The 25822-nt window shown below is 45.0% G+C and carries 24 protein-coding genes; 20 read left to right on the plus strand and 4 right to left on the minus strand.

The features are described from left to right. Nucleotides 1-44 precede the first annotated feature (44 nt). The 15 genes from ispC to R7Q38_RS20650 all read left to right on the plus strand — a co-directional run bounded on the left by ispC (nucleotide 45) and on the right by R7Q38_RS20650 (nucleotide 17889). On the plus strand, nucleotides 45-1250 hold the full coding sequence (gene ispC / locus R7Q38_RS20580; protein ID WP_213906536.1) for a 1-deoxy-D-xylulose-5-phosphate reductoisomerase: 1206 nt from the start codon (nucleotides 45-47) through the stop codon (nucleotides 1248-1250). Then, nucleotides 1250-2608, plus strand: coding sequence for a sigma E protease regulator RseP (rseP, locus tag R7Q38_RS20585; RefSeq protein WP_017820751.1), 1359 nt, complete (start codon nucleotides 1250-1252; stop codon nucleotides 2606-2608). Before ispC ends, rseP begins: the two co-directional genes overlap by 1 nt. Before the next feature lie 44 nt (nucleotides 2609-2652). Next, a complete protein-coding gene (gene bamA, locus R7Q38_RS20590) occupies nucleotides 2653-5067 on the plus strand; it encodes an outer membrane protein assembly factor BamA (protein WP_005391802.1) in 2415 nt (804 codons plus the stop codon). Nucleotides 5068-5080: 13 nt separating this feature from the next. Continuing rightward, nucleotides 5081-5590: an OmpH family outer membrane protein gene (locus R7Q38_RS20595; protein ID WP_005391804.1), complete on the plus strand. Its 510-nt coding sequence runs from the start codon at nucleotides 5081-5083 to the stop codon at nucleotides 5588-5590. A 6-nt stretch (nucleotides 5591-5596) separates the two neighbouring features. Then, a complete protein-coding gene (gene lpxD, locus R7Q38_RS20600; RefSeq protein ID WP_042521415.1) occupies nucleotides 5597-6628 on the plus strand; it encodes a UDP-3-O-(3-hydroxymyristoyl)glucosamine N-acyltransferase in 1032 nt (343 codons plus the stop codon). A gap of 232 nt (nucleotides 6629-6860) precedes the next feature. Beyond that, complete coding sequence (fabZ, locus tag R7Q38_RS20605; protein ID WP_005380349.1) at nucleotides 6861-7313, plus strand: 3-hydroxyacyl-ACP dehydratase FabZ; 453 nt, start codon at nucleotides 6861-6863, stop codon at nucleotides 7311-7313. Nucleotide 7314: 1 nt separating this feature from the next. Continuing rightward, complete coding sequence (lpxA, locus tag R7Q38_RS20610) at nucleotides 7315-8103, plus strand: acyl-ACP--UDP-N-acetylglucosamine O-acyltransferase (RefSeq protein ID WP_005380357.1); 789 nt, start codon at nucleotides 7315-7317, stop codon at nucleotides 8101-8103. A gap of 119 nt (nucleotides 8104-8222) precedes the next feature. Then, nucleotides 8223-9362, plus strand: coding sequence for a lipid-A-disaccharide synthase (lpxB, locus tag R7Q38_RS20615; protein WP_017636041.1), 1140 nt, complete (start codon nucleotides 8223-8225; stop codon nucleotides 9360-9362). Between the two features lie 9 nt (nucleotides 9363-9371). After that, nucleotides 9372-10007, plus strand: coding sequence for a ribonuclease HII (rnhB, locus tag R7Q38_RS20620; protein WP_262607098.1), 636 nt, complete (start codon nucleotides 9372-9374; stop codon nucleotides 10005-10007). Between the two features lie 81 nt (nucleotides 10008-10088). Continuing rightward, nucleotides 10089-13568 (plus strand): DNA polymerase III subunit alpha, encoded by a 3480-nt coding sequence (gene dnaE, locus R7Q38_RS20625; protein ID WP_005385364.1) that lies wholly within the window; start codon nucleotides 10089-10091, stop codon nucleotides 13566-13568. 46 nt (nucleotides 13569-13614) lie between these two features. Continuing rightward, nucleotides 13615-14574 carry an acetyl-CoA carboxylase carboxyl transferase subunit alpha gene (accA, locus tag R7Q38_RS20630; protein WP_005380365.1) on the plus strand — a complete coding sequence of 320 codons (960 nt, stop codon included), beginning with the start codon at nucleotides 13615-13617 and terminating at the stop codon, nucleotides 14572-14574. Between the two features lie 106 nt (nucleotides 14575-14680). Next, on the plus strand, nucleotides 14681-15991 hold the full coding sequence (tilS, locus tag R7Q38_RS20635; RefSeq protein WP_262607099.1) for a tRNA lysidine(34) synthetase TilS: 1311 nt from the start codon (nucleotides 14681-14683) through the stop codon (nucleotides 15989-15991). Nucleotides 15992-16061: 70 nt separating this feature from the next. Continuing rightward, the gene (locus tag R7Q38_RS20640) at nucleotides 16062-16376 is read left to right on the plus strand and encodes a c-type cytochrome (RefSeq protein WP_017636043.1); all 315 of its coding nucleotides are present in this window, start codon (nucleotides 16062-16064) and stop codon (nucleotides 16374-16376) included. Between the two features lie 188 nt (nucleotides 16377-16564). Next, nucleotides 16565-16903: a nitrogen regulatory protein P-II gene (gene glnB, locus R7Q38_RS20645; protein ID WP_005380372.1), complete on the plus strand. Its 339-nt coding sequence runs from the start codon at nucleotides 16565-16567 to the stop codon at nucleotides 16901-16903. Nucleotides 16904-17043: 140 nt separating this feature from the next. Then, complete coding sequence (locus tag R7Q38_RS20650; protein ID WP_025768251.1) at nucleotides 17044-17889, plus strand: endonuclease/exonuclease/phosphatase family protein; 846 nt, start codon at nucleotides 17044-17046, stop codon at nucleotides 17887-17889. 1 nt (nucleotide 17890) lies between these two features. Here R7Q38_RS20650 and R7Q38_RS20655 read toward each other — a convergent pair whose 3' ends face one another. The 3 genes from R7Q38_RS20655 to gloB all read right to left on the minus strand — a co-directional run bounded on the left by R7Q38_RS20655 (nucleotide 17891) and on the right by gloB (nucleotide 21170). Next, entirely contained in the window at nucleotides 17891-18577 is a 687-nt protein-coding gene (locus R7Q38_RS20655) for a YIP1 family protein (protein ID WP_213876261.1), read from the minus strand. Continuing rightward, on the minus strand, nucleotides 18574-20157 hold the full coding sequence (locus R7Q38_RS20660; protein ID WP_054574850.1) for a LysM peptidoglycan-binding domain-containing protein: 1584 nt from the start codon (nucleotides 20155-20157) through the stop codon (nucleotides 18574-18576). The genes R7Q38_RS20655 and R7Q38_RS20660 overlap by 4 nt, the downstream gene beginning before the upstream one ends. Before the next feature lie 254 nt (nucleotides 20158-20411). Then, on the minus strand, nucleotides 20412-21170 hold the full coding sequence (gene gloB / locus R7Q38_RS20665; RefSeq protein WP_005380380.1) for a hydroxyacylglutathione hydrolase: 759 nt from the start codon (nucleotides 21168-21170) through the stop codon (nucleotides 20412-20414). A gap of 37 nt (nucleotides 21171-21207) precedes the next feature. Between gloB and R7Q38_RS20670 the strand changes: the two genes are divergently transcribed. Further along, on the plus strand, nucleotides 21208-21954 hold the full coding sequence (locus tag R7Q38_RS20670) for a class I SAM-dependent methyltransferase (protein ID WP_017636046.1): 747 nt from the start codon (nucleotides 21208-21210) through the stop codon (nucleotides 21952-21954). On the opposite strand, the gene rnhA is transcribed toward R7Q38_RS20670, so the two are convergent. Beyond that, nucleotides 21951-22415: a ribonuclease HI gene (rnhA, locus tag R7Q38_RS20675; RefSeq protein WP_005380384.1), complete on the minus strand. Its 465-nt coding sequence runs from the start codon at nucleotides 22413-22415 to the stop codon at nucleotides 21951-21953. The two genes, R7Q38_RS20670 and rnhA, sit on opposite strands and share 4 nt — an antisense overlap. 59 nt (nucleotides 22416-22474) lie before the next feature. On the opposite strand from rnhA, the gene dnaQ reads away from it, so the two are divergent. From dnaQ to R7Q38_RS20695, 4 genes are all read left to right on the plus strand, one after another. Further along, a complete protein-coding gene (gene dnaQ, locus R7Q38_RS20680; protein WP_005380385.1) occupies nucleotides 22475-23197 on the plus strand; it encodes a DNA polymerase III subunit epsilon in 723 nt (240 codons plus the stop codon). 8 nt (nucleotides 23198-23205) lie between these two features. Beyond that, nucleotides 23206-24456 (plus strand): TIGR03503 family protein, encoded by a 1251-nt coding sequence (locus R7Q38_RS20685; protein WP_031779044.1) that lies wholly within the window; start codon nucleotides 23206-23208, stop codon nucleotides 24454-24456. Between the two features lie 180 nt (nucleotides 24457-24636). Further along, on the plus strand, nucleotides 24637-25209 hold the full coding sequence (locus R7Q38_RS20690) for a hypothetical protein (RefSeq protein WP_137282305.1): 573 nt from the start codon (nucleotides 24637-24639) through the stop codon (nucleotides 25207-25209). Between the two features lie 191 nt (nucleotides 25210-25400). Beyond that, on the plus strand, nucleotides 25401-25793 hold the full coding sequence (locus tag R7Q38_RS20695; RefSeq protein WP_137282304.1) for a DUF1353 domain-containing protein: 393 nt from the start codon (nucleotides 25401-25403) through the stop codon (nucleotides 25791-25793). Nucleotides 25794-25822 lie beyond the last annotated feature (29 nt).

Raw genomic sequence — 25822 nt, forward strand, 5'->3', positions numbered from 1 at the left:
AGGAGCGGCGTCGTCGCTCCTGAGCTTTCTAACGGTCTTACAACATGCAAAAGTTAACGATTCTTGGTGCTACTGGATCAATTGGTGCAAGCACGCTTAAAGTGGTCGAACAAAACCCAGATCTGTTTTCTGTCGTTGCCTTAGCGGCAAGCACTAACGTTGAAAAGATGATCGGTCTATGTCGTCAGTGGCAACCTAAGTATGCGGTCATGGCAGATAAAGCTGCGGCATCTCAACTTCAAGCTGAGCTACACTCGGTTTCACCAAGTACCGAAGTGCTAGGTGGTGTTGATGCGCTATGCCATATTGCTTCGCTGGACGAGGTCGATAGTGTAATGGCTGCTATTGTAGGAGCAGCCGGCTTATTGCCTACTATGGCTGCCGTGAAAGCAGGTAAGCGAGTCTTGTTGGCAAATAAAGAAGCACTTGTAATGTCAGGCCAGCTATTTATTGATGCTGTAGAAGAATTTGGCGCAGAGCTACTTCCCGTCGACAGTGAACACAACGCCATTTTCCAATGTTTACCACAGCAAGTACAAACCAATCTAGGTCGTTGCAATTTACAAGAACATGGCATTTCTCATATTTTGTTGACTGGATCTGGTGGTCCTTTCCGTTACACTGACATCGCAGAACTGGAGCAGGTGACACCCGCGCAGGCGATTGCTCATCCAAACTGGTCGATGGGGCCAAAAATTTCTGTTGATTCTGCCACGATGATGAACAAAGGCCTTGAGTATATCGAAGCTAAGTGGCTATTTAATGCTGCTCGCGAACAACTGAAGGTGGTTATTCATCCTCAATCGGTAATTCATTCTATGGTTCAGTATCGTGATGGTTCGGTCTTGGCACAAATGGGAGAAGCGGATATGGCGACGCCAATTGCGCTCACCATGTCATACCCGTCAAGAGTGGAAGCTGGGGTTAAGCCGCTAGACTTCACGAAAGTTGGTGAGCTGACGTTTTTGCAGCCTGATTTTGCTCGTTACCCATGTTTAAAACTCGCAATTGATGCCTGTTATGAAGGTCAACACGCAACAACAGCATTGAATGCAGCTAATGAAGTCGCTGTTGATGCATTTTTAAATAACAGACTAGGTTTTACCGATATTGCTCGCATCAATGAGTCTGTGTTGAGTAAAATCAACGCAAGCTGCAAAGCTGAGAATGCGAATAGCTTGGAAAGCTTGCTCGAGCTAGATAGAATGGCACGAACTATTGCCCTAGAAACCATACGCGAGCGTAGCTGATGACTGGTATATTGTGGAATCTCATTTCTTTTATCGTCGCACTGGGCATTCTTGTTGCCGTGCACGAATTTGGGCATTTTTGGGTTGCTCGCCGTTGCGGCGTTAAAGTTGAAAAGTTTTCAATCGGTTTCGGCAAGTCTATTTGGAGTAAAGTAGGCAAAGACGGAACGGAGTACAGCATCTCAATGATCCCTCTCGGCGGCTATGTGAAAATGGTTGATAGCCGTGTCGATGAGGTGCCAGAACATGAGAAGCACCTAGCGTTTGATAAGAAGCCGTTATGGAAGCGAACCTCTATTGTTGCGGCTGGCCCCATCTTTAATTTTCTTTTCGCAATTTTTGCCTATTGGCTGGTATTTCTAATTGGTATCCCGGCTGTTAAGCCTGTAATTGGTGAAGTTACGCCCAATTCGATTGTTGCGGAAGCTGGAATTGAATCTGGAATGGAACTTAAATCGATATCTGGTATCAAAACTCCGGATTGGGAATCAGTAAATATGGGATTGATTTCTCATATTGGCGATGATTTGATGACGGTAACACTAACGTCAGCGAATGAAGTTGGTTCAGAAGTAACGAAAACGCTCGATTTACGTGAGTGGAAGTTCGACCCAGAAACTCAGTCAGCGATGCAGTCGTTAGGTTTTACTCCGTATACACCGGAGGTGTATCGAGTTATCGAGCAGGTCTCGCAAGGTGGAGCGGCGGAAAAAGCTGGTGTGCTTCCAGGTGATGAGGTTGTCGCAATTGGTCAACAACGCGTAACCGAATGGAAGCAAGTGGTTGAAGCGGTTCGTTCTAATCCTGATACACCGCTTGAATTGACAGTGTTACGTCAGGGTTATGAGCAAACATTGACGCTGACGCCCGGTAGCCGTGAGCTAGCTAACAAAGAAGTCGTTGGTTTTGCAGGTATTGCACCTAAAGTCGCAGAATGGCCAGAAAGTTATCGCTTCGATCTTCAGTTTGGTGTATTCGAGTCAATAGGTAAAGCAGTAGACAAAACTGGCCAAGTCATTGGTTTGACAATCAGCATGCTTAAGAAGCTGATTGTTGGAGACGTTGGTCTGAATAATCTGAGTGGACCAATATCAATAGCCAAAGGCGCAGGCGCGACAGCAGATTATGGTTTGGTCTACTTTTTAGGTTTTCTCGCTCTAATTAGTGTTAACCTAGGTATTATTAATCTCGTTCCTTTACCAATGTTGGATGGCGGTCATTTGTTGTTTTTTGCAATTGAAGCAGTCATTCGACGTCCTGTTCCTGAGAAAGTGCAGGAAATGGGCTTTAGAATTGGTGGTGCGATCATCTTCTCGCTCATGGCGTTAGCGCTATTTAATGATTTTACTCGTCTGTGATAGTTCAGAGACAAAAGCAGTAGCAAGGAATAATTAGAACAAGTATGGCGATTAAGCGAATTCTATTTGCAAGTTTACTGGCGACCAGTGTATCTGCAAATGGAGCAGAGAACTTCGTAGTTCAAGATATTGAAATCGATGGATTGCAGCGTGTAGCACTGGGTGCTGCATTGTTGAAAATGCCTGTACGTGTCGGTGATACCATTGGCCAAGGCGATGTTGCAGAAATTATCCGCGCCCTGTATGCATCTGGTAACTTTGAAGATGTGAAAGTGTTGCGTGACGGTGGTGTTCTGATGGTTCAAGTCAAAGAACGTCCTACCATTGCAAGCATCTCTTTTTCAGGTAACAAAGCAATCAAGGACGAGCAGCTACAAGAAAACCTGAACGCGTCTGGCGTTCGTGAAGGTGAAGCGCTTGACCGCACCACGCTAAGCAACATTGAAAAAGGCTTAGAAGACTTTTACTACAGCGTAGGTAAATACAACGCAACAGTAAAAGCGGTGGTTACTCCACTACCACGTAATCGTTCTGATCTTAAGTTTGTCTTTACTGAAGGTGTGTCGGCAAAAATTCAGCAAATCAACTTTATCGGTAATGAAGTGTTCAGTGATGAAGAGCTGCTTTCGCGCTTTAACTTAAATGTTGATGTGCCGTGGTGGAATTTCCTTTCTGATGAAAAGTATCAAAAGCAAGTCCTTGCAGGTGATATTGAAGCACTCAAATCATTCTACCTGGATCGTGGTTACTTAAAATTTAACGTTGATTCGACACAAGTTGCAATCTCTCCTGACAAGAAAGGGGTATACATTACTCTTGGTCTAGAAGAGGGCGAGGTTTACACCGTTAAGGACGTGAAGTTCCGTGGCGATTTGATTGGCGAGGAAGCGACGTTCGAAAGACTTGTGCCATTTGAAGACAATGAGACATACAACGGCTCGTTGGTTACTTCAATGGAAGAAGGAATTAAGCGTGTGCTTGGTGAGTCCGGCTATGCTTATCCTCAAGTGAATACCATTCCTGAGTTTGACGACGAGAATCAAGAAGTTTCTTTGGTCGTTAACGTAGACCCGGGTAACCGAATTTATGTTCGTGATATTCGCTTCACGGGTAATAACTCAACCAAAGATGAAGTCCTTCGTCGTGAAATGCGTCAGATGGAAGGCAGTTGGTTGAACTCGAAATCGATTGAAACGGGTAAAACTCGTCTAAATCGTTTGGGCTACTTTGAAAATGTTGAAGTACAGACGGTTCGAGTTCCTGGTAGTGATGATCAAGTTGACCTAGTTTACTCTGTCAAAGAAGCAAACTCTGGTAGTGTTAACTTCGGTGTTGGCTACGGTACAGAATCGGGTGTGAGCTTCCAGGTTGGCCTGCAACAAGATAACTTTATTGGTAGTGGTAACCGTGTTGGTATCAACGCGATGATGAATGACTACCAGAAAAACATCAGTCTAGATTACCGTGATCCGTACTGGAACTTAGACGGTGTAAGCTTGGGTGGTAAGGTTTTCTATAACGAATTTGAAGCTAAAGAAGCCAATATCGTTGACTATACCAACGAAAGCTATGGCGCGAGCTTAACGTGGGGCTTCCCATTCGATGAGTTGAACCGTTTTGAATTCGGTGTCGGTTATACGCACAACAAGATCGGTAACTTATCGCCTTACTTGCAGGTAGAGCAGTTCTTACGAGCACAAGCAGACAACATTGATTCTAGTGGAGCGTTGAACACAAACGACTTCGACTTCAATATCTCTTGGACACGTAATAACTTAAACCGTGGCTATTTCCCTACGGCAGGTAACCATCAGCGTGCATTCTATAAAATGACCGTACCTGGCTCTGACGTTCAATACTTCAAAATGCAGTACGATGTTCGCCAGTATGTGCCATTGACTAAAAAGCACGAGTTTACCCTCTTGTTCCGTGGCCGCTTAGGTTACGGTAATGGTTACGGTCAAACGGATGGTAACGATAACTTGTTCCCATTCTACGAAAACTACTACGCAGGTGGCTTTACATCGCTTCGTGGCTTTGGCTCAAACTCTGTTGGTCCTAAAGCGGTTTACCGTGATACATCTGGTTCAAATAATGGCGCAGATACAGCAACAGATGACTCTGTTGGTGGTAACGCCGTAGCGCTAGCAAGTGTTGAGTTGATTGTCCCAACACCATTTGCATCAGAAGAAGTACAAAACCAAATTCGTACCAGTATCTTCTTTGATATGGCAAGTGTTTGGGATACGGAGTTTGACTACCGCGATTCAGGTGCGGAATATGGTGACCGTTACTACTACGATTACTCAGATCCAACCAACTACCGCTCTTCTTACGGTGCGGCGTTGCAGTGGATGTCTCCAATGGGGCCACTAGTCTTCTCACTAGCGAAACCAATTAAGAAATTTGATGGCGATGATGAAGAGTTCTTCACATTCACTATCGGTAGAACTTTCTAAAGAGGAAAATATTTTGAATAAAATGATCAAAGCGGCTGGGATTGGCCTTCTTGTACTGAGCTCTTCAATGTTTGCAAATGCGGCAGAAGCTGCACAGAAAATTGCTTACGTAAATACAGCTCAAGTTTTCCAAGCTCTTCCTCAACGTGAAGTTGTACTACAAAAAATGCAGAAAGACTTCAAAAGCAAAGCTGATGAACTGAAGTCAATCCAAGCACAAGCTAAAACAAAGATTGAGAAGCTACAACGTGACGGCGAGCTTTTGGGTCAAGACGAAGTTGAAAAGCTACGTATCGATATCGCGAAGCTAGACAGCGAGTACAAAGTGAAAGCACAAGCACTTGAAAAAGCAAGTGCGCGTCGTGAAGCTGAAGAAAAAGCGAAGCTTTTCAAAACGATTCAAGATGCAGTTAAGAAAGTCGCAGACAAAAATGGTTACGATCTTGTGATTGACATCTCTGCTTTGCAGTACGGCAAGCCAGAATACAATATCTCTGAAGACGTAATTAAAGCTCTAAAATAAGAAGTTATGAAGACATTAACATTAGCCGAATTGGCGACAATTACCGGGGGTGAGCTGTTTGGTGACGAGTCTCTCGTTGTAAGCCGTGTTGCCCCAATGGATAAAGCACAAGAAGGTGACGTAACCTTCTTGTCTAACCCAAAATACGCAAAACACCTTTCTGAGTGCCAAGCTACCGTTGTTATGGTAAAGGCTGAGCATAAAGATCAATGCGTTGGAAATGCGTTAGTGGTTTCAGACCCTTATGTCGCATTTGCTCGTGTGGTTCAAGCGATGGATACCACACCAAAGCCGGCAAACGATATTGCACCAAGTGCTGTGATTGCCGCTGACGTTAAGATGGGTGAGAACGTTACAATCGGCGCTAACGCCGTGATTGAAACGGGCGTGGAACTCGGCGACAACGTAAGCGTTGGCGCTGGTTGTTTTATCGGTAAGAACGCCAAGCTAGGGAATAACACCAAGCTTTGGGCTAATGTCACTATCTATCATGAAGTGTCATTGGGTGATGACTGTCTTGTTCAATCGGGCACCGTTATTGGCTCTGATGGCTTCGGTTATGCGAATGACAAAGGCGAGTGGATTAAAATTCCTCAGCTTGGTTCAGTGCGTATCGGTAACCGCGTTGAGATTGGTGCTTGTACTACGATTGACCGCGGTGCACTCGAAGATACTATCATTGAAGACAATGTCATTCTGGATAACCAACTTCAAATCGCGCACAACGTGCAGATCGGATATGGTACCGTGATGCCTGGTGGTACTATTGTCGCAGGCAGTACAAAAATTGGTAAGTACTGCCAGATTGGCGGCGCGTCTGTTCTGAATGGCCATATCACTATCGCAGATGGTGTGGCGATTACAGGTATGGGCATGGTAATGCGCAGTATCGAAGAAAAAGGCCTTTACTCATCAGGTATTCCACTACAAACGAACAGAGAGTGGCGTAAAACTGCAACTCGAGTTCACCGTATTGATGAGATGAATAAGCGCCTAAAAGCGGTTGAAAAACAGCTGGAACAGAAAGAAGAAATTTAGAACAAGTTATCTTTCGCTCTGTATTTAACGTGAAAGCTAACAGGCTCTAGTTCCATATTCTGTACGAAGACTCGCGAAATGCGGGTCTTTTTCTTCTATAATGACGCGCTCTAAGTAGATTTAACTCCAAGATGGTGCGTATTTTGCTAGTATATTGCAAAGCGATTCGGCTTTACGACCTGTTGCCACGTTTGCCATCTTGGCGGCAAAAAATTGATATAGGAAGACGACTTTGACTACTGAAAAGAAAACGATGAACATCTCTGAAATTCAAGAGCTACTACCTCATCGCTACCCATTCTTATTGATCGACCGAGTGATAGACTTCCAAGAAGAGAAGTACCTTCACGCGATTAAAAACGTGTCGGTTAACGAACCTCAGTTCACAGGTCACTTTCCTCAACTACCAGTATTCCCAGGTGTTTTGATTTTAGAAGCAATGGCTCAGGCAACAGGCTTACTTGCATTTAAATCATTTGGTGCACCAACAGAAAATGAACTGTACTACTTTGCAAGCGTAGACGGCGCGAAATTCCGTAAACCAGTGGTTCCGGGCGACCAATTGGTTATTGAGGTAGAATTTCTGAAAGAACGTCGCGGCATTGCTGCATTTAGCGGTGTAGCAAAAGTTGACGGCGAAGTGGTATGTTCTGCAGAACTGAAGTGTGCTCGTCGAGAGTTTTAATATGATTCATGAAACCGCTAAAATCCACCCGGCAGCGGTGGTAGAAGAGGGCGCCAAAATTGGTGCTAACGTAACAGTAGGTCCTTTTACGTACATCACCTCTACGGTTGAAATTGGTGAAGGCACAGAAGTGATGTCTCACGTTGTGATCAAAGGTCACACGACTATTGGCAAAGATAACCGTATTTTCCCACATGCTGTCATCGGCGAAGAAAACCAAGACAAAAAATACGGTGGTGAAGACACAACTGTGGTTATCGGTGACCGTAACGTCATTCGTGAAGCGGTCCAAGTTCACCGCGGCACAGTGCAGGACAAAGCAACCACGATCATTGGTGATGACAACTTATTGTGTGTGAATGCACACGTTGCGCATGATGTTGTTATTGGTAACCACACTCATATCGGTAATAACTCGATTCTTGGTGGTCACGTTACTGTTGATGATTATGCTGGTGTGATGGCACTGTCTGCGATTCACCCGTTTTGTACAGTGGGCGCTTACGCGTACATTGGCGGCTGCTCAGCAGTGGTGCAAGATGTCCCAGCTTACGTACTCGCGCAAGGTAACCACGCCACACCTTTCGGCTTGAACCTTGTTGGCTTGAAGCGTAATGGCTTTGAGAAACCAGAGATTCGTGCGCTACAAAAAGCGTATAAAGAAATCTACCGTTCAGGTAAGACGCTAGAAGAAGTGAAGCCTATTCTAGCTGAAATGGCTCAAGAGTGGCCAGCAGTGAAGCGTTTCTCAGATATTCTGGAAACGACGGAACGTGGCATTATTCGTTAATTGGCGAATGAACCAATAAATAAAAAGATCGTGACCGAATTTGAGGTTACGATCTTTTTGTGTTTTATGGATAAGGCAAACCGTTATCCATAGCGCACAGGAAAAATAGCGAAGTAGATATGGAAAGACCATTACGTATTGGCATCATTGCCGGAGAATTGTCTGGCGATACGCTAGGTGAAGGCTTTATCAAAGCAGTAAAGCAACAATATCCAGACGCAGAGTTCGTAGGCATTGGTGGTCCGAAAATGATAGCCCAAGGTTGCGAGTCTCTGTTTGATATGGAAGAGCTTGCGGTGATGGGATTAGTCGAGGTTTTAGGCCGCTTACCGAGACTTCTTAAAGTGAAAGCTGAGCTCGTTCAGTATTTTACTCAGAATCCGCCTGATGTTTTCATCGGGATCGATGCTCCTGACTTCAACTTACGCCTGGAGCTTGACCTCAAGCAAGCGGGCATTAAAACCGTTCATTACGTGAGTCCGTCTGTTTGGGCTTGGCGTCAGAAGCGCATCTTTAAAATAGAAGCGGCAACGAACTTGGTGCTAGCATTTCTTCCGTTTGAGAAAGCGTTCTACGACAAATTTAATGTACCTTGCGAGTTCATTGGTCATACCTTGGCTGATGCCATCCCACTAGAATCAGAACAAGCGCCTGCACGTGAGTTGCTTGGTTTAGAACAAGATAAAAAGTGGCTTGCTGTCCTGCCAGGCAGTCGTGGTAGCGAGTTAAAAATGCTCTCAGAGCCGTTTATTGAAACCTGCAAGTTACTCCATAAAAAATTTCCAGAACTGGGGTTTGTTGTCGCGCTTGTTAATCAAAAACGCCGTGAGCAGTTTGAACAAGCATGGAAAGAGCTAGCGCCAGAGTTGGACTTCAAGTTAGTTGATGACACCGCACGCAACGTCATCACCGCATCCGATGCTGTGATGTTGGCCTCCGGTACCGTAGCGTTGGAGTGTATGCTTCTCAAGCGTCCAATGGTGGTGGGTTATCGTGTGAATGCATTTACTGCTTTCTTAGCTAAACGTCTATTGAAAACGAAGTATGTGTCATTGCCGAATATCTTGGCGGATGATGAGCTCGTCAAAGAATATCTACAAGATGAGTGCACACCAGACAATTTGTTTACTGAGGTTTCTCGCTTATTGGAAAGCGACAATAAACCGATGTTAGATAAGTTTACGGAAATGCATCATTGGATCCGTAAAGATGCGGATCAACAAGCCGCAAACGCGGTTCTAAAACTGATTGAAAAATAGAGATTTATCATGGCTGTTAAACCAAAAGCGACCAAAACCAAAGTTGAACTCCCTCCGTTTGAATATCCGCAAGGTTATCAGCTTGTGGCCGGAGTCGACGAGGTCGGACGTGGCCCTTTGGTGGGAGACGTCGTCACCGCTGCGGTTATCCTTGATCCTAACAATCCTATTGAAGGGTTGAACGATTCGAAAAAATTGACCGAAAAGAAACGCATGGCGTTGCTTCCTGAAATCAAAGAAAAAGCATTGGTGTGGGCGGTCGGGCGTTGTTCTCCTGAAGAAATCGATCAACTGAATATTTTGCAGGCGACTATGGTTGCGATGCAGCGTGCAGTGGCGGGGTTACAGGTTCAACCTGATTTGGTGTTGATTGATGGTAACCGTTGTCCGGAGCTGCCAATGGATGCTCAAGCTGTAGTAAAAGGCGATCTACGTGTTGCCGAAATCAGTGCGGCTTCAATTATTGCCAAAGTCGTGCGTGACCAAGAGATGGAAGAGTTGGATAAACTTCATCCACAATTTGGCTTCGCGAAGCACAAAGGTTACCCAACTAAAGCGCACTTTGAAGCGATTGAGCAACACGGAGTGATCAGTGAACACCGCAAGAGTTTCAAGCCAGTAAAAAAAGCGTTAGGCATAGAATAATCAAACGATCTAATTGGTGTTATAAACCCAACCTCTTTAGGTTAGAATCCCCAACAAAATAGAGTTACACGGTACCTGTTAATGTCAGATCCCAAATTCATCCACCTGCGTGTTCATAGTGACTTCTCGATGGTGGATGGCCTCAACAAAGTTCCGCCAATCGTAAAGAAAGTTGCTGAGCTCGGTATGCCCGCAATGGCGTTGACCGACTTTACCAACCTATGTGGTTTGGTGAAGTTTTACGGTACGGCGCATGGCAGCGGTGTTAAACCGATCATTGGTGCTGACTTTAAAATGCAGTCGGACGAGTTTGGTGAAGAGCTGACACAAGTGACTTTGCTTGCGGCGGATAATGTAGGTTATAAGAACCTGACGTTATTGATATCAAAAGCGTACTTACGTGGACATGTTCAACACCACCCAGTGATTGACAAAGCCTGGTTGGCTGAAATGTCTGAAGGCCTGATTGTATTATCCGGCGGTAAAAGCGGGGAAATTGGTCGCGGCCTTTTGAAAGGCAACCGTCAAATAGTGCAAGGGTGTGTTGATTTCTATAAACAGCATTTTCCAGATCGCTTTTATCTTGAGCTACTTCGTACCGGTCGTCCAGATGAAGAAACTTATCTTCACTTTGCGGTTGAATTGGCAGAGCAGCAGGACTTGCCAGTAGTGGCGACCAATGAAGTTGTATTCCTGAGTCCAGACCTATTTGATGCTCATGAAATACGCGTAGCGATTCACGATGGTTACACATTAGAAGATCCGCGTAGGCCAAAAAACTACAGTCCGCAGCAATATCTTCGTACAGAAGAAGAAATGTGTGAGCTGTTTGCTGATATTCCTGAAGCGTTAGAAAACAGTGTCGAGATAGCGAAGCGTTGTAACGTGACTGTGCGCTTAGGTGAGTACTTCCTACCTGCTTTCCCAACCGAAGGGATGAAAGAGACTGAGTTCCTAGTCATGAAATCCCGAGAGGGGTTGGAAGAGCGTTTAGAGTTCCTATTTCCAGATGAGGAAGAGAGAAAACGTCGCCGCCCTGAATATGATGAACGTCTTCAGATAGAGCTAGATGTTATCAACCAAATGGGATTTCCTGGTTACTTCTTGATCGTAATGGAGTTCATCCAGTGGTCAAAAGATAATGGAATTCCTGTCGGTCCTGGACGTGGTTCCGGTGCTGGTTCTTTGGTGGCTTACGCACTAAAAATCACCGATCTGGATCCACTAGAATATGACTTGCTGTTCGAACGTTTCTTGAACCCAGAACGTGTTTCGATGCCCGATTTCGACGTCGATTTCTGTATGGATAAACGTGACCAGGTTATTGACCACGTTGCGGAAATGTACGGTCGCGACGCGGTATCTCAGATCATCACGTTTGGTACCATGGCGGCAAAAGCGGTAATCCGTGACGTTGGCCGCGTATTGGGCCACCCATTTGGTTTTGTTGATCGTATTTCAAAGCTGATCCCGCCCGATCCAGGCATGACGCTAGATAAAGCGTTTAAAGCTGAACCTGCACTACCTGAATTGTATGAGGCCGATGAGGAAGTTAAAGAACTCATCGACATGTGTCATATTTTGGAAGGCTGTACGCGAAACGCCGGTAAACACGCTGGTGGTGTTGTAATTTCACCTACAACAATTACCGATTTTGCGCCAATTTATGCAGACGCTGAAGGTCACTTTCCGGTTACTCAATTTGATAAAAACGATGTTGAGACCGCTGGCCTAGTTAAGTTTGACTTCTTGGGTTTACGTACCTTAACCATTATTGACTGGGCGTTAGGGCTGATTAACCCACGCCTAGAGCGAGAAGGGAAAGAACCGGTTCAAATTGAATCCATACCGTTAGAAGACCCTGCCTCTTTCCGTTTGTTGCAAAACTCTGAAACGACAGCAGTATTCCAGCTTGAATCTCGAGGCATGAAAGAGCTGATCAAACGACTTCAGCCAGACTGTTTCGAAGACATTATCGCATTGGTAGCACTCTTCCGTCCGGGTCCTTTGCAATCGGGCATGGTAGATAACTTTATCGACCGTAAACATGGTCGAGAAGCGATCTCTTATCCAGATGAAAAGTGGCAACACGAGTCGCTAAAAGAGACGCTTGATCCAACCTACGGCATCATCCTGTACCAAGAGCAGGTAATGCAGATTGCGCAGATCTTAGCAGGTTACACGCTAGGTGGTGCGGACATGCTTCGTCGTGCAATGGGTAAGAAAAAGCCAGAAGAGATGGCAAAACAACGTGCTATCTTTGAAGAAGGTGCGATAAAGAACGGTATCGATGGCGAGTTGGCGATGAAAATCTTCGACTTGGTAGAGAAGTTCGCCGGTTATGGTTTTAACAAATCGCACTCTGCTGCTTATGCATTGGTTTCTTATCAGACTCTTTGGCTGAAAACACATTACCCTGCCGAATTTATGGCTGCGGTAATGACAGCCGATATGGATAACACGGAAAAAGTCGTTGGCTTGGTCGATGAGTGTTTCCGTATGAAGCTCACCGTGCTGCCACCAGACATCAACTCTGGCTTATATCGCTTTAATGTTGATGAAAATGGCGCAATTGTTTACGGTATTGGTGCGATAAAAGGGGTAGGTGAGGGTCCTATCGATGCGATTCTTGAGGCGAGAAATAAAGGTGGTCACTTTAAAGACCTATTTGATTTCTGTGCTCGAGTTGATCTAAAACGCGTCAATAAACGAGTGATAGAGAAGCTGATTTACGCGGGCGCGTTGGATCGACTAGGCCCACACCGCGCGGCGATGATGGCGTCACTCAATGACGCGGTAAAAGCAGCAAGTCAACATCACCAAGCTGAGGCGTTTGGTCAAACAGATATGTTTGGTGTGTTAACGGATGCACCTGAAGAAGTAGAGCATAAGTATACGCAGGTTCCGCCTTGGCCAGAAAAAGTGTGGTTAGAGGGCGAGCGTGATACCCTAGGTCTATATTTGACAGGGCACCCAATTAACGCCTACGTAAAGGAACTAAACAAATACACCAGTTGTCGACTAAAAGACGCAACGCCCACTCGCCGCGATCAATCTGTCACGGTAGCCGGCCTGGTTATTGCCGCTCGTGTAATGACGACCAAGCGTGGTACACGAATTGGTATTATGACACTGGATGACCGAAGTGGTCGCATGGAAGTGATGTTGTTCTCAGATGCGCTGGATCGATACGCTGAACTTCTCGAAAAAGACAGAATTTTGGTCGTTTCTGGACAGGTCAGCTTTGATGACTTCAACGGTGGCCTTAAAATGTCGGCGCGTGAAGTTATGGATCTCGGCAGTGCGCGCGAGAAATACGCTCGTGGTTTGTCGGTATCGATAGATGCAAATCAGATCAACGATCAGTTTTTTGAGCAGTTCAGCCGTATTTTAGAACCGCACAAAGCCGGAACCGTACCCGTCAATGTATACTACCAGCGTGCCGACGCCAGAGCGCGGTTAACATTGGGCACCGAGTGGCGAGTAACGCCAAGTGATACATTACTCGACGATTTAAAACAGTTGCTTGGCAAAAGCCAGGTAGAACTCGAATTTAACTAAAAATTCAGCGCAATATGTTAGACGCTGAGTAAACAAGGATTCATAGATGAGCCTAAACTTTCTTGAATTTGAAAAGCCAATTGCAGAACTAGAAGCGAAAATTGAAGCATTACGTGATGTCTCTCGTCACGGTGGTGATTCTGCGATTGACCTAGATAAAGAAATCGAACAGCTTGAGAAGAAAAGCTTAGAGCTGAAGAAAAAAACCTTCAGCGACCTAGGCGCATGGGAAACAGCTCAACTGGCTCGTCACCCACTACGTCCTTACACGCTGGATTACATCCAACACGCTTTTGAGGAGTTTGATGAATTAGCGGGTGACCGCGCGTTTGCAGACGACAAAGCGATTGTGGGTGGCATGGCTCGCCTTGAAGGCCGCCCTGTGATGATCATTGGTCACCAAAAAGGTCGTGAAACCAAAGAGAAAGTGAAACGTAACTTTGGTATGCCAAAACCAGAAGGTTACCGTAAAGCGCTACGTTTGATGGAAATGGCAGAGCGTTTCAACATGCCGATCATCACATTTATTGACACGGCTGGCGCATACCCAGGTGTGGGCGCAGAAGAGCGTGGTCAATCTGAAGCTATCGCGAAAAACCTAAAAGTGATGTCTGGTCTTAAAGTGCCAGTAATCTGTAACGTTGTTGGTGAAGGCGGTTCTGGTGGTGCACTAGCAATCGGTGTAGGCGACTACGTGAACATGCTTCAGTACTCTACGTACTCAGTAATTTCTCCTGAGGGTTGTGCTTCAATCTTATGGCGTGATTCAGACAAAGCGCCACAAGCGGCAGAGGCAATGGGCCTAACTGCTCCGCGTCTTAAAGAGCTTGAACTGATCGACGAAATCATCGAAGAGCCACTAGGCGGCGCTCATCGCGATCATGTTCAAATGGCAGCGAATATGAAAGCGACACTACTTCGTCAGCTAGAAGATCTAGAACAATTGGATGAAGAGACGCTACGTGAACGTCGTTACCAGCGCCTAATGAGCTACGGTTACTGTTAATTTCGGTGATTGCTATTAAGCGTTAGCTGATATCTCAATTGATAACAGTTAAAATAGAAAGGGTTGGATGAGAGTCCAGCCCTTTTTTGCACCTATCGGATCGTTTATGGAATCGCTTTACCTGCATTTTGCTCAAGTTCTCGGCCGCTACTATCAATCAGGCACTAAGGTTGTCTTGGCGTTTAGCGGAGGAGTGGATTCACGTCTTTTACTCGAATTACTCAGTCGCTACCAACAAGCGCACTCTGTAGAGTGTCACGCTGTGTATGTGCACCATGGTTTAAGCTCGAATGCCGATAATTGGGCCGATAAATGCTTACTTTGGGCACAACAAGTGGGGATATCGTGCTCGACCGAGCGAGTGAGCTTAGACATCAGCAATGGTGAAAGTATTGAACTTCTTGCTCGTGAAGCTCGCTACCAAGCCTTAACTAAGTACATTCAAGAAGGCGATATACTGTTGACTGGTCAACATGCCGACGATCAAATAGAGACTTTTCTCCTTGCGCTTAAGCGCGGCAGCGGGCCTAAAGGGTTATCTTCGATGGCGGAGAGTATGCCGTTTTCTTGCGGATCTCTAGTTCGACCATTGCTTACTATCAAGCGGAATACCATCGAAGAAGCCGCTACTAAATTAGGCTTGGAGTGGGTGGAAGACGAAAGCAATCAAGATACCCGTTATGATCGTAACTTTCTTCGTCATTGTGTTATTCCTGAATTGTCTGGTCGCTGGCCGAGTATCCATCAAGCGGTTCAGCGCAGTGCAAGTTTATGTGCTCAACAAGAAGCGCTATTGGATGAACTATTGAGCGCGGTGTTTGAACGCGCTTTACAAACGGATCTAAGTTTGAGTATTGAAGAACTGGCTAAGCACAGTGGATTAGCGCGTGCGCGCTTGATTCGTATGTGGCTGGCTAAGCTTAATACTAGTATGCCGACTCAGGTACAACTCAATCTTATCTGGAATGAAGTCGCATTAGCTCAGCAAGATGCCAACCCCAAACTACAACTTAAACAAGGTGAAGTGCGCCGTTTTCGAAATCGTCTCTATTGGGTAACGGAAATCGCTGACGTCACTGAGTGGCAAAGTACGATTCAAGTCGATACCGTTTTATTGCTTCCAGAGCGGCTAGGGGAGCTGACCTTAACGACGAGTTCTAGCAACGCAACGATTGCGCTTCCGAGTCAGCCAGAATTGCTTCGCGTGACCTTTAATCCGGAAGGCTTATCAGCGCATCCAACCACGCGTAATCACAGTCGAAAACTGAAGAAGTTGTTCCAAGAATACAATGTGCCAAGCTGGCTGCGTCGTCAAATTCCGATTTTGATGTATCAAGACCGAGTCGTTGCTGTGGCAGATCTGTTCGTTGATCAGGCGTTTAATGGTCAAGATTGTGAACTTATTTGGCGCAGGTAATGAAAATTCATGCCACAATGTCGATTATAAAATATAAAAATCCTTAAATAATAATTGATTAGGTGAAGCAATGAAGAAAACAATCATGGGCGCAATGGTGGCGCTAACCATGTTCAGTGGGCAAGCTCTAGCTGCGGGAGATGCTGCAGCAGGTCAAGCAAAGTCGGGAGTATGCGCGGCGTGTCATGGCGCTGATGGTATTGCTGTCATTCCGGGTTACCCAAATCTGAAAGGGCAAAATGAGCAATATATTATCAGTTCAATTAAAGCTTATAAAAATAAAGAGCGAACAGGTGGACTTGCTGCTGTGATGCAAGCTCAAGCTTCATTGTTGTCTGATGAAGACATCGCTAACCTAGCGGCTTACTACGCAAGTTTGAAGTAAACGTGAGTCTGAAGTAAAGCTTGGACGATCGGGCATTGAGCTGTCCTCATTGGGTTTTATCAACTTATGATATTCGCCATGTTAATTTGCTCAGCCTGGATTTTCGCTGGTGGATCAGAGACAAACATTGAATGTTGTGAAACGCTAAACGATAATAAGCGCAATCGATTGAAGCTTAAGGGATGAACATGAAAAAAATTGAAGCGATTATCAAGCCATTTAAACTGGATGATGTTCGAGAAGCGCTAGCTGAAGTTGGCATTACAGGGATGACTGTCTCTGAAGTGAAAGGCTTTGGTCGCCAAAAAGGTCACACCGAGCTTTACCGTGGTGCAGAGTACATGGTGGACTTTCTACCTAAAGTGAAGCTCGAAATCGTTGTAACGGAAGATGTGGCTGATAAATGCGTAGAGACAATCATTGAAACCGCGCAAACTGGTAAGATTGGTGATGGTAAAATATTCGTCACTGATATTGAGCGTGTGGTTCGTATTCGTACTGGTGAAGAAGACGAAGACGCGATCTAAGGTTTCTTGTCACTTGTTTCGTATTTATTATGCTAAAAGGGAGCCAAATGGCTCCTTTTTTGTTGTTTGCTTATTAGTGAAATCATTTAACCCGAGATTTGTTGTTCTAGATTTCGGGTGCCTACATTCAGGTTTGTCGTATGTTTAAGCGTTTTTTTCTGGCGTTAGCTTTTCTCGTAATGGCGGTATTGGTTGGCTTCCAGGTTATTTTCACCGTACCAGATCAGCCGCAAATTATTACTCAAACAGGTACCGAGCTGACACAAGATATCAGGTGCATCGAATTTAGCGATTCAAAAGCTCTCGATCATGACGGCAAAATCAATGTGCTTGTCTGGAATATCTACAAACAGAACCGGGCTAACTGGCAACGTGCACTCGATGAGTTTTCTGCTGATAAGCAGTTACTGTTATTGCAAGAAGCCAGCATGACACCATCATTTAAACAGTGGTTGGTGGATGGTCGCTGGGTTAGTAATCAAGTGAGTGCTTTTAAGGCGCTGGGTAGCGGTGCCGGTGTAATTAGTATTGCTCAAGGGCAACCAGAAAAAGCCTGCGCTTACACCTCTAAAGAGCCGTGGCTTCGCTTACCTAAGTCTGCATTATATAGCCAGTATCACTTGAGTAATGGCGAGAAACTCGCAGTGGTGAATGTACATGCGATTAACTTCACCGTAGGTACAAAAGAGTATGTATCGCAGTTAACGGCGCTTGAAATGCTTTTAAAGCATCATGTGGGGCCAATTCTATTTGCTGGAGACTTCAATAGCTGGAGTGAATCTCGCGTTAATGCGATGAGGCAGGCCTTAAAGGCTGCGGACTTACAAGAGGTGACGTTCTTGCCGGATCATCGAGTCCAATTTATAACAGGGTTACCACTGGACCATGTGTTTTACCGAGGTCTGACGCTTAAGTACGCAAAAGCGCCGCAGAGCGACGCTTCCGATCATAACCCATTGTTATTGTCATTTACGTTAAATAACTAGCTTAGGTTACCACAATATAAAGTGCCCAAATAACGTAGAAGAATACCCATGGCAGGCTTGCAATCACCAAAGCTTGGCCACGTTCAAACTCCGTCCACGTCAGTACAACGCCGTAGCCGAGCACAATGTACCAAGGCAGAAGCAAAGGTAACGAGCTAGCGAAATGAGACCATTCGTTAGTAAGAGGCAGCTTTAATAGACCATTGAGGCTATTTAAATCGGCAGCGTAAGTCATTACCTGACCATGCTTGAGTAGCAAGCTCGCGTAGCTTGCTACATCGCCCAATACTGCTGGGAATAAGATAGAACACGATGCGGCAAACCATTTCCAGTAACCGTATTGTTGTTTGCTTGCCTTTGTTGCAAGAAAGAACCAAAGCGCGAGCAATAGTAAGGTGGCAAAGCGGTTGAATACATCATTGATGATCGCGCTTGCCATTAGCGTGTTTGGTTCTAATAGCTCAATCTGCTTCGGGTCGATTTGCTGAAATTGCGCAGCAAGTTGGTCACTGAGCCACGTGAAATCGACATTCGAAAAGTAAGCACCCCAGAATAAAAACGGACTAAGCATCAGGAAGATGAACGGTTGCCATCCCCATCCACCGCGTTGATAAAGCGCAAGAAAACAAGATGTTGGAGAACGAAAAATGTCCAACAGCATCACAAGTGGATTGCTTGATGGGTTCATACACTTACCTTCGTTACGTCAACGTACAACTTAAGCTTTTGGCCTGGTTGTAAGTATTTTTTCTTGTGTAGCGAGTTCCATTTCACGATGTCGTTCGTTTTTACTTTGAACTTGCTTGCAATGCCGCTAATGGTGTCGCCAGAGCGAACGTTGTAGAAAACGGTACGGATCACAGAACCTTTGTCTGAGTCTTTCCAAATCACTAGCTTTTGACCCACACGCAATGGATCTTTAGGGCCCATACCATTCCATTTAGCTAACGATTTATACGACACTTTATTGTTACGTGCGATTGACCACAAACTTTCTCCAGACTGAACGACATGGGTGAGTTTGAGTTGACCACGAGCACGAGATTGAGTCTTGCTTAATCGGTTTTGTGCCGTTAATGCGTATTTTGCATCGTCTTTTGTTGATGTCGGAATCAACAGGTATTGACCAATACGAATGTTGTTGTTCGATAGGCCGTTGGCACGTCGAATGACTTTCGTGGTTGTGCCGTATTTATTAGCTAGCACGCTTAAAGAGTCACCAGATTTCACCTTGTAGCGAGCGACCTTCATCCCTTTACCGCGATTTTTCTCCACCTTGGTGAGAAAAGTCTCTTTTTTCTCTACGGGAATCAAAAGTTGGTGCGGCCCCTCAGGCGCTGTCGACCACTGGTTGTATGCAGGGTTGTAACTCTGCAACTCTTTTACGCTAATGCCGGCATAATCTGCGGCAATAGCCAGATCTAACTGCTCTTCTGGATCAACAAGCGTTAGAACAGGCTTGTTTGGAATTGCAGGAATATTAAGTCCGTACTTGTCTTGGTTTGCGATAACGTCAGCCAAGGCCAATAGCTTAGGAACGTAACTGCTGGTCTCTTTTGGTAAGTCTAATGAGAAGAAATCGATAGGTTTACCGAGCTTTTTATTCTTACGAATTGCGCTAGAAACACGGCCACCACCGCTGTTATAAGCGGCGATTGCATGTTCCCAGTTACCATCAAAACGCTCGTTTAGTTGTACTAGGTAGTCCAGCGCTGCATCCGTTGCTGCTGCCACATCTCTGCGACCGTCATACCAGTAGTTTTGCTCTAGTCCCATCATTTTTCCGGTGCCAGGGACAAATTGCCACAACCCAGCCGCACTACCGTGTGAGTATGCAAAGGCATCGAATGAACTTTCCACTACAGGAAGTAAAGCAAGCTCCATTGGGAGTCCGCGCTCTTCGATACGTTTTGTGATCATGTATAGAAAAGGAGTCGCACGCTTAGATACCGTGTAAAGGTGATTTGGGTGCTTTAAATACCACGTACGGTAGTAGTCCACTTTCTTGTGGTTTGGGATATCCATGTCCAGCTGCATGGCGATACGTTGCCACACATCTTCTTGTTCTTGGGGGGAGAGAACTTTAGGCGCGTCGTTAGCGGATTTTTTTGCTAGTGACGATTTATTGCCCGGTTGAGCTTTTACTGCATTTTGCTTTGCAGTCTGCTCAGATTTATTGGTTTCTGGTGTAGAAGACGTTGAATCTGACTGAGTCAATTGACAGCCAGATAATAACAACGCCAACGCCCAAGTATACTTCAAACGCATGGATTCAGCCTATTTAGGGCCTGTTTATCTTCACCTGCCTGTCGCGCAACGTAATGTGCGTGGCAGTCGCAAGATAATAGACATCTTTTAAACACTAACTAATTTATAGAGGCAAAGAGCTTCTAATTATGCAATGGGGAGAAATTCAAATAGATTTATATCAACCCCAAACGTAAGAGAAGCGCCAGTGGCGCTTCTCGAAAAATCAGTCCCTGATAATACTGGGGTCTTGCAAACTTACAAGCAGAAAATGGTTAAAATTCGTTCTTCCACTCGCGTAAAGCAGTAAAAACCGAGCATGGATCGCTATTTTTAATGCGACTAGCAACAGATTGAACCACGTCAGGGTTAGAGGTTCGCAAGAACGGATTAATCCACTTTTCTTTGCGTATTGTTGTTGGAAGTGTCGGAATGTTGAGTGCTCGCAGTCGGTTTACATCGTCGCGATATTGGCGAAGTTGCTCATTGTCAGGTTCAACCGCTAGAGCAAACGCCACGTTACTCGCCGTGTATTCATGTGCGCAGAAGACTTGAGTTTCTTCTGGTAGAGACGTTAGTTTGCTCAGTGATTCAAACATTTGCTCAGGCGTACCTTCAAAAATACGACCGCAGCCAGCAGAAAAGAGCACATCACCGCAAAACAGTTTTCCGTCCCCAACGTAACCGATATGGCCCAAAGTATGACCGGGTAACCCAAGTACTAAGAAAATCTCACCAAACAACTCTAGCTTGTCGCCTTCTTCCATTGGTGTCGTTAGGGTTGGAATTGGTTCTGATTTTGGGCCCACAACGGCGACGTTAGGAAATGCACGCACTAAGTCTGGAACGCCACCAATGTGATCGTTGTGGTGGTGCGTAATTAAAATCGCTTCTAAAGTTAATTCGTTAGCCTGCAGAAATTCTAATACTGGCTTCGCATCGCCCGGATCAACGACTGCGCAGCGCTTATCGCTATTTTGTATCAGCCAGATGTAATTATCATTAAATGCGGGTATGCTTTTGATCTCTAACACGATTCGTTCTCCGTCACCCATTTTAGTCAGGTGGTTAATGAAACCAGCACTCAGCAACAAAACTATACCACACCCGTCGACTTGGTCAGCAATGAACAACGGTCCGTGGGTGCTTGAGTCAATCCAGACCCGACTTGATGAATGGTGCCCGAAACTCTTCGGCTACCATATGCTCAAACTGGGCGGGTTGAGCTGTGAGCTAACCAGCTGTAATTGTAACATTCAACACCAAGTCAACGTAGATATCCAGAACCCGTTGCATAATGTGATTGCGGATGGTTACGAATTACCCTTTTTGGAAAAAAGCTTTGATGTTGTGATACTCGCTCATCAGCTCGACTATGCAAGCGATCCACACCGTTTGTTGCGTGAAGTCGATAGAGTGATGATGGATGATGGCTATGTAATTATTACTGGATTCAACCCATTAAGCTTGACTGGATTAGCGAGTTTGCTTCCATGGCGTAAACATAATTTGCCTTGGAGTGGACGAATGTTTACGTCGAACCGCATCAAAGATTGGTTAGGGTTACTTAATTATCAAGTGATTCATTGTGATCGTTATGCGCTGTTTCCGATGAAACGTTACCGTACGATGTGGACATGGTTGGAAAATAGTCTTGGTGATTGGGCATCACCCGCTGGGAGTTTGTATTACATAGTCGCGCGGAAACGGACATACCCTCTCAAGCCTATCAAACCGCATTGGCGCTTGAAGAAAAAGCTCACACCACTTGGGGTGATGAATCGAGAGGGTAACACTATGAGGAAAGAATCTCGCTAAGAGGGTTGGTAACCTGTATCTTCCTCAGTTGGGTTTTCTGCAGCAGTCCGGGCTAGCTCGTCACACATTTCGTTCTCACGATGGCCCGCGTGGCCTTTTACCCAATGCCATTCAACTTGATGGCGTGCGGTTTCTTTGTCTAGAGCTTGCCATAAATCGGCATTCTTCACGGGTTTTTTATCCGCTGTTTTCCAACCACGCTTCTTCCAGTTATGGATCCACTGAGTAATACCTTGGCGCACATATTGGCTGTCAGTCGTTAAAGTGACTTTGCAAGGTTGTTTTAGCGTCTGCAGCGCGACGACAGCCGCCAACATTTCCATGCGGTTGTTGGTAGTTAACGTATAGCCTTTGGAAAGTGTCTTTTCTACGTCTTTGTAACGCAATACTATGCCGTAACCACCTGGTCCTGGGTTACCTAAACAAGAACCGTCAGTGAAAATCTCAACGTGTTTGGTCATATTTTTTGGTACTATTAGCCGAAACATTTAATAAAGCATAGTCTGACATACATAACCTTATGAATACCAGCAGCAATTCTGAATATAACCGCATTGTCGTTCTCGATACCGAAACCACAGGTATGAACCGCGAGGGTGGTCCTCACTACATGGGACACCGCATTATTGAAATCGGTGCCGTGGAGATCATCAACCGTAAGCTGACTGGTCGTCACTTCCACGTTTATTTAAAACCCGATCGTGAAATCCAACCAGAAGCGGTGGAAGTTCACGGTATTACGGATGAATTCTTGGTTGATAAACCGGAATACGCGAGCGTGCACCAAGAGTTTCTTGAGTTTATTAAAGGCGCAGAACTTGTTGCCCACAACGCGCCCTTCGATACCGGCTTTATGGATTACGAGTTTGGCATGCTCGATCCTAACATCGGCAAAACGGACGACTACTGCAAGGTGACCGATACCCTTGCTATGGCGAAGAAAATCTTCCCTGGTAAGCGAAACAACCTTGATATCTTATGTGAACGTTACGGTATTGATAACTCGCACCGTACACTCCACGGAGCTTTGCTCGATGCGGAGATTCTAGCCGACGTTTACCTCTTTATGACGGGTGGTCAAACGAGTCTAGAATTTAACGCGAATAAACAAGAGGGTGGGGTAGAAACCATTCGTCGTATTGAAGGAAGAAAAGCGCTAAAGGTTTTGCGCGCAAGTGCCGATGAACTAGAAGCTCACCAAAAAAGATTAGAGTTGGTGAACGACTGTATTTGGCATCAATAGGAGAAGCTATGTTGAGGGCTTTGTTGGTCGCGTTTTTAGCGATATGGAGTAGTCTCTCGAGTGCTGCGAGTGAATCTACAATGTCTTTGTTAGACAATCGCTTTCGAGTTGATCCAACCATCGAGCAGATCACGTTTTTGGTTTATCGTGAGCAAAGTTCTCAGCCAGTTGTTTTAGTCCGTCCTGACGGTAAAAAATACTATGCTTGGGGCTCTTACGACAATGTACGTTGGTATCAAGAAGCCTCACTCGATATTATTTCCGTTGATAACCCGATGCCAGGTCCATGGCAGGCTGTGGGGAAAGTTACGCCTAAAAATAACATCCGCTTAATTTCTCACCTAAAGCTCAGTACGGATCTGTTCCCAAACCGATTATATAATGGGGAAGCGCTTAAGTTTACAGCTCGTCTGACCTCCGACGGCAAACCTCTTGTATTGCGCGACTTCCTTGATCGCGTGAATCTGCGCGTGACATTTACCAAGTTTGTCGAAAATGAAGATGAGCTGATCAAAGAAGCTCGTCCAGTGCCGATGGTTGTGGGTGAGTTTTCTGATGACGGCCGCGGCTTGGATGAAAAAGCAGGGGATGGTGTGTTTACGGTTCAGCTCCCGATAGACGTTGAGCCTGGTAAGTACCGCGCGCGCATCACGTCTGGCAATGGCGTATTCTTACGAGCGCAAGAACAAGTCATCTTGGTTTATCCGAACCCAATCTCTCGTACTTTTATTCAGGCTCGTAATTCCGATAAGCCACACCAATTAGTGGTGAGTGGCGAGCAAGGTATGATTGCACCAGGCTCTATAGCAGTCACAGTGAAAAAGGACGCACCCGATGGTTTCATTAGTTACAGCCAAGGACAGGTCTCTAAAGATGGAATGAGAGTTACGTTGAACCTCAATAACGATGCTGAGCTTGGTAAGTACGCATGGCGCGGCGAGATCTTTGCCACTGATTTTGCAACCCAGCGCTCGTTGGTGTTTCCTATCCCAGAGCAAACCTTCAGTGTTGTTGATGAAGTTGATCTAGAAGCTGCTCGAATTGCAAAAGAAGCTGAATTAGCCGAACAGCGCCGTATTGAAATGGAAAAGCAAATTATCGCTGAGCGAGAGGCTGAGCGTAAGCGCAGCATGATTATTATCGCGGTGGGTAATTTGATAATGCTGCTGATTGTGATCATTGCATGGATAGTCTGGCGCAAAATTAAAGCGAAGCGCGATGCCATGCCAGAGATGCAATTAGAAGTACCAAAGAAATAGTAGTAACACATAAAGCGAGAAACGGAGCCAATCGGCTCCGTTTTTTTATCAAGTTACCAAGTTGGAAGAAGAAAAATGGATAAATTATGAATATTTAAGTTTACTGTATTCAAATATATGTTTGGGATTTTATATAAATAATATATCATTTTTACTTTCTAAATTGGTTGCATTTTTAATGTGACTAACTTTCAAAACAATCAATTAAAGATAAAAGAAATAATGAATAAAATTTTAGCTTTTTTTTGTGCAGTGATAATTGTAGGTTGTTCTTCTATTGATAATGGTGTTAATAATCCAGATTCGGGAAGTAATAATTTAAAATCACTTGATACCTTCACTTTCGATCCCTTAAGTAAAATCCAAAAAGTAGAAATACCAACTTATTATGATGGCTTGTTTGATACAGCAAGACCCTATTTAGATGAAAAGTACCCTTACACTTATGTCAGTAAACCTCAAGCATACATAATTGATGACGAGATTATTTCTTTTGCTCCCTGGTTTCCTGTCGAAGGAAGGTTTACGGTTTTTCCAACCGCTCACTATATAGTTATAACTCAAGAAACCGAGAGTGGCTTAGTCTCCGCACGATTTAATCATGAACAAGTAATTAAGCTGTTAAGTGAAGAGTATAAAATTACTGAGCATACAAGTCCGTTTTTTCATTATGTTCTAGAGGTTTCTCCAAGTGAACAAGCCAATTTTGTAGAAGATATCCATAAAAAATTGAGTAGACTTCCTTCAGAATAAGGGTTTCTGGTTGAATTTTGATCAATAAAGTCAGGGGTTCTGGCTTTATTGATTGCATGGAGTTCTATTCATATTGATTTGGGCTTTGTAATAGGTAGTACGCCATAATAACAAGAGCCGATCTTGTAGGGTTTCTGGATAAATATTCAGCTGTGCGTGATAAATAAGAATAAGTAAACGCGAGGTCTCTGATGAAATACAAAAAGCGTCAGAAGTACAAATACACTCTCCATTCTGAAGAAAAGATTGAGACTCACATTTCAGTGAGTCAGGCGTATGACAGCCCTTTTCTTAGTTTGTCCAAACAAGGCGTGTTAACGATTAAAAAGGGCTATGCATGGGATGGAGCGAGTGGGCCAGCGTTAGACACAAAAAACATTATGAAAGCTTCTTTAGTGCATGATGCTCTTTACCAACTCATGAGGGAAGAGGTGTTGCCTCAAAGTGCTCGAAAGCATGCGGATACGTTGTTGAGAGAAACATGTTTAGAAAAAGGAATGTCTAGCTTCAGAGCAACTTATATCTATTATGGCGTCAGAGTTGTCGGCGGGTTCTTTTCTAGACCCGATACTTTGTGTGCTTAATGGGAACATCTTTCCAACGTTTAACTGTT

The sequence above is a fragment of the Vibrio sp. Vb0598 genome, assembly GCF_033338935.1.
In the GTDB taxonomy this organism is placed as follows: domain Bacteria; phylum Pseudomonadota; class Gammaproteobacteria; order Enterobacterales; family Vibrionaceae; genus Vibrio; species Vibrio alginolyticus.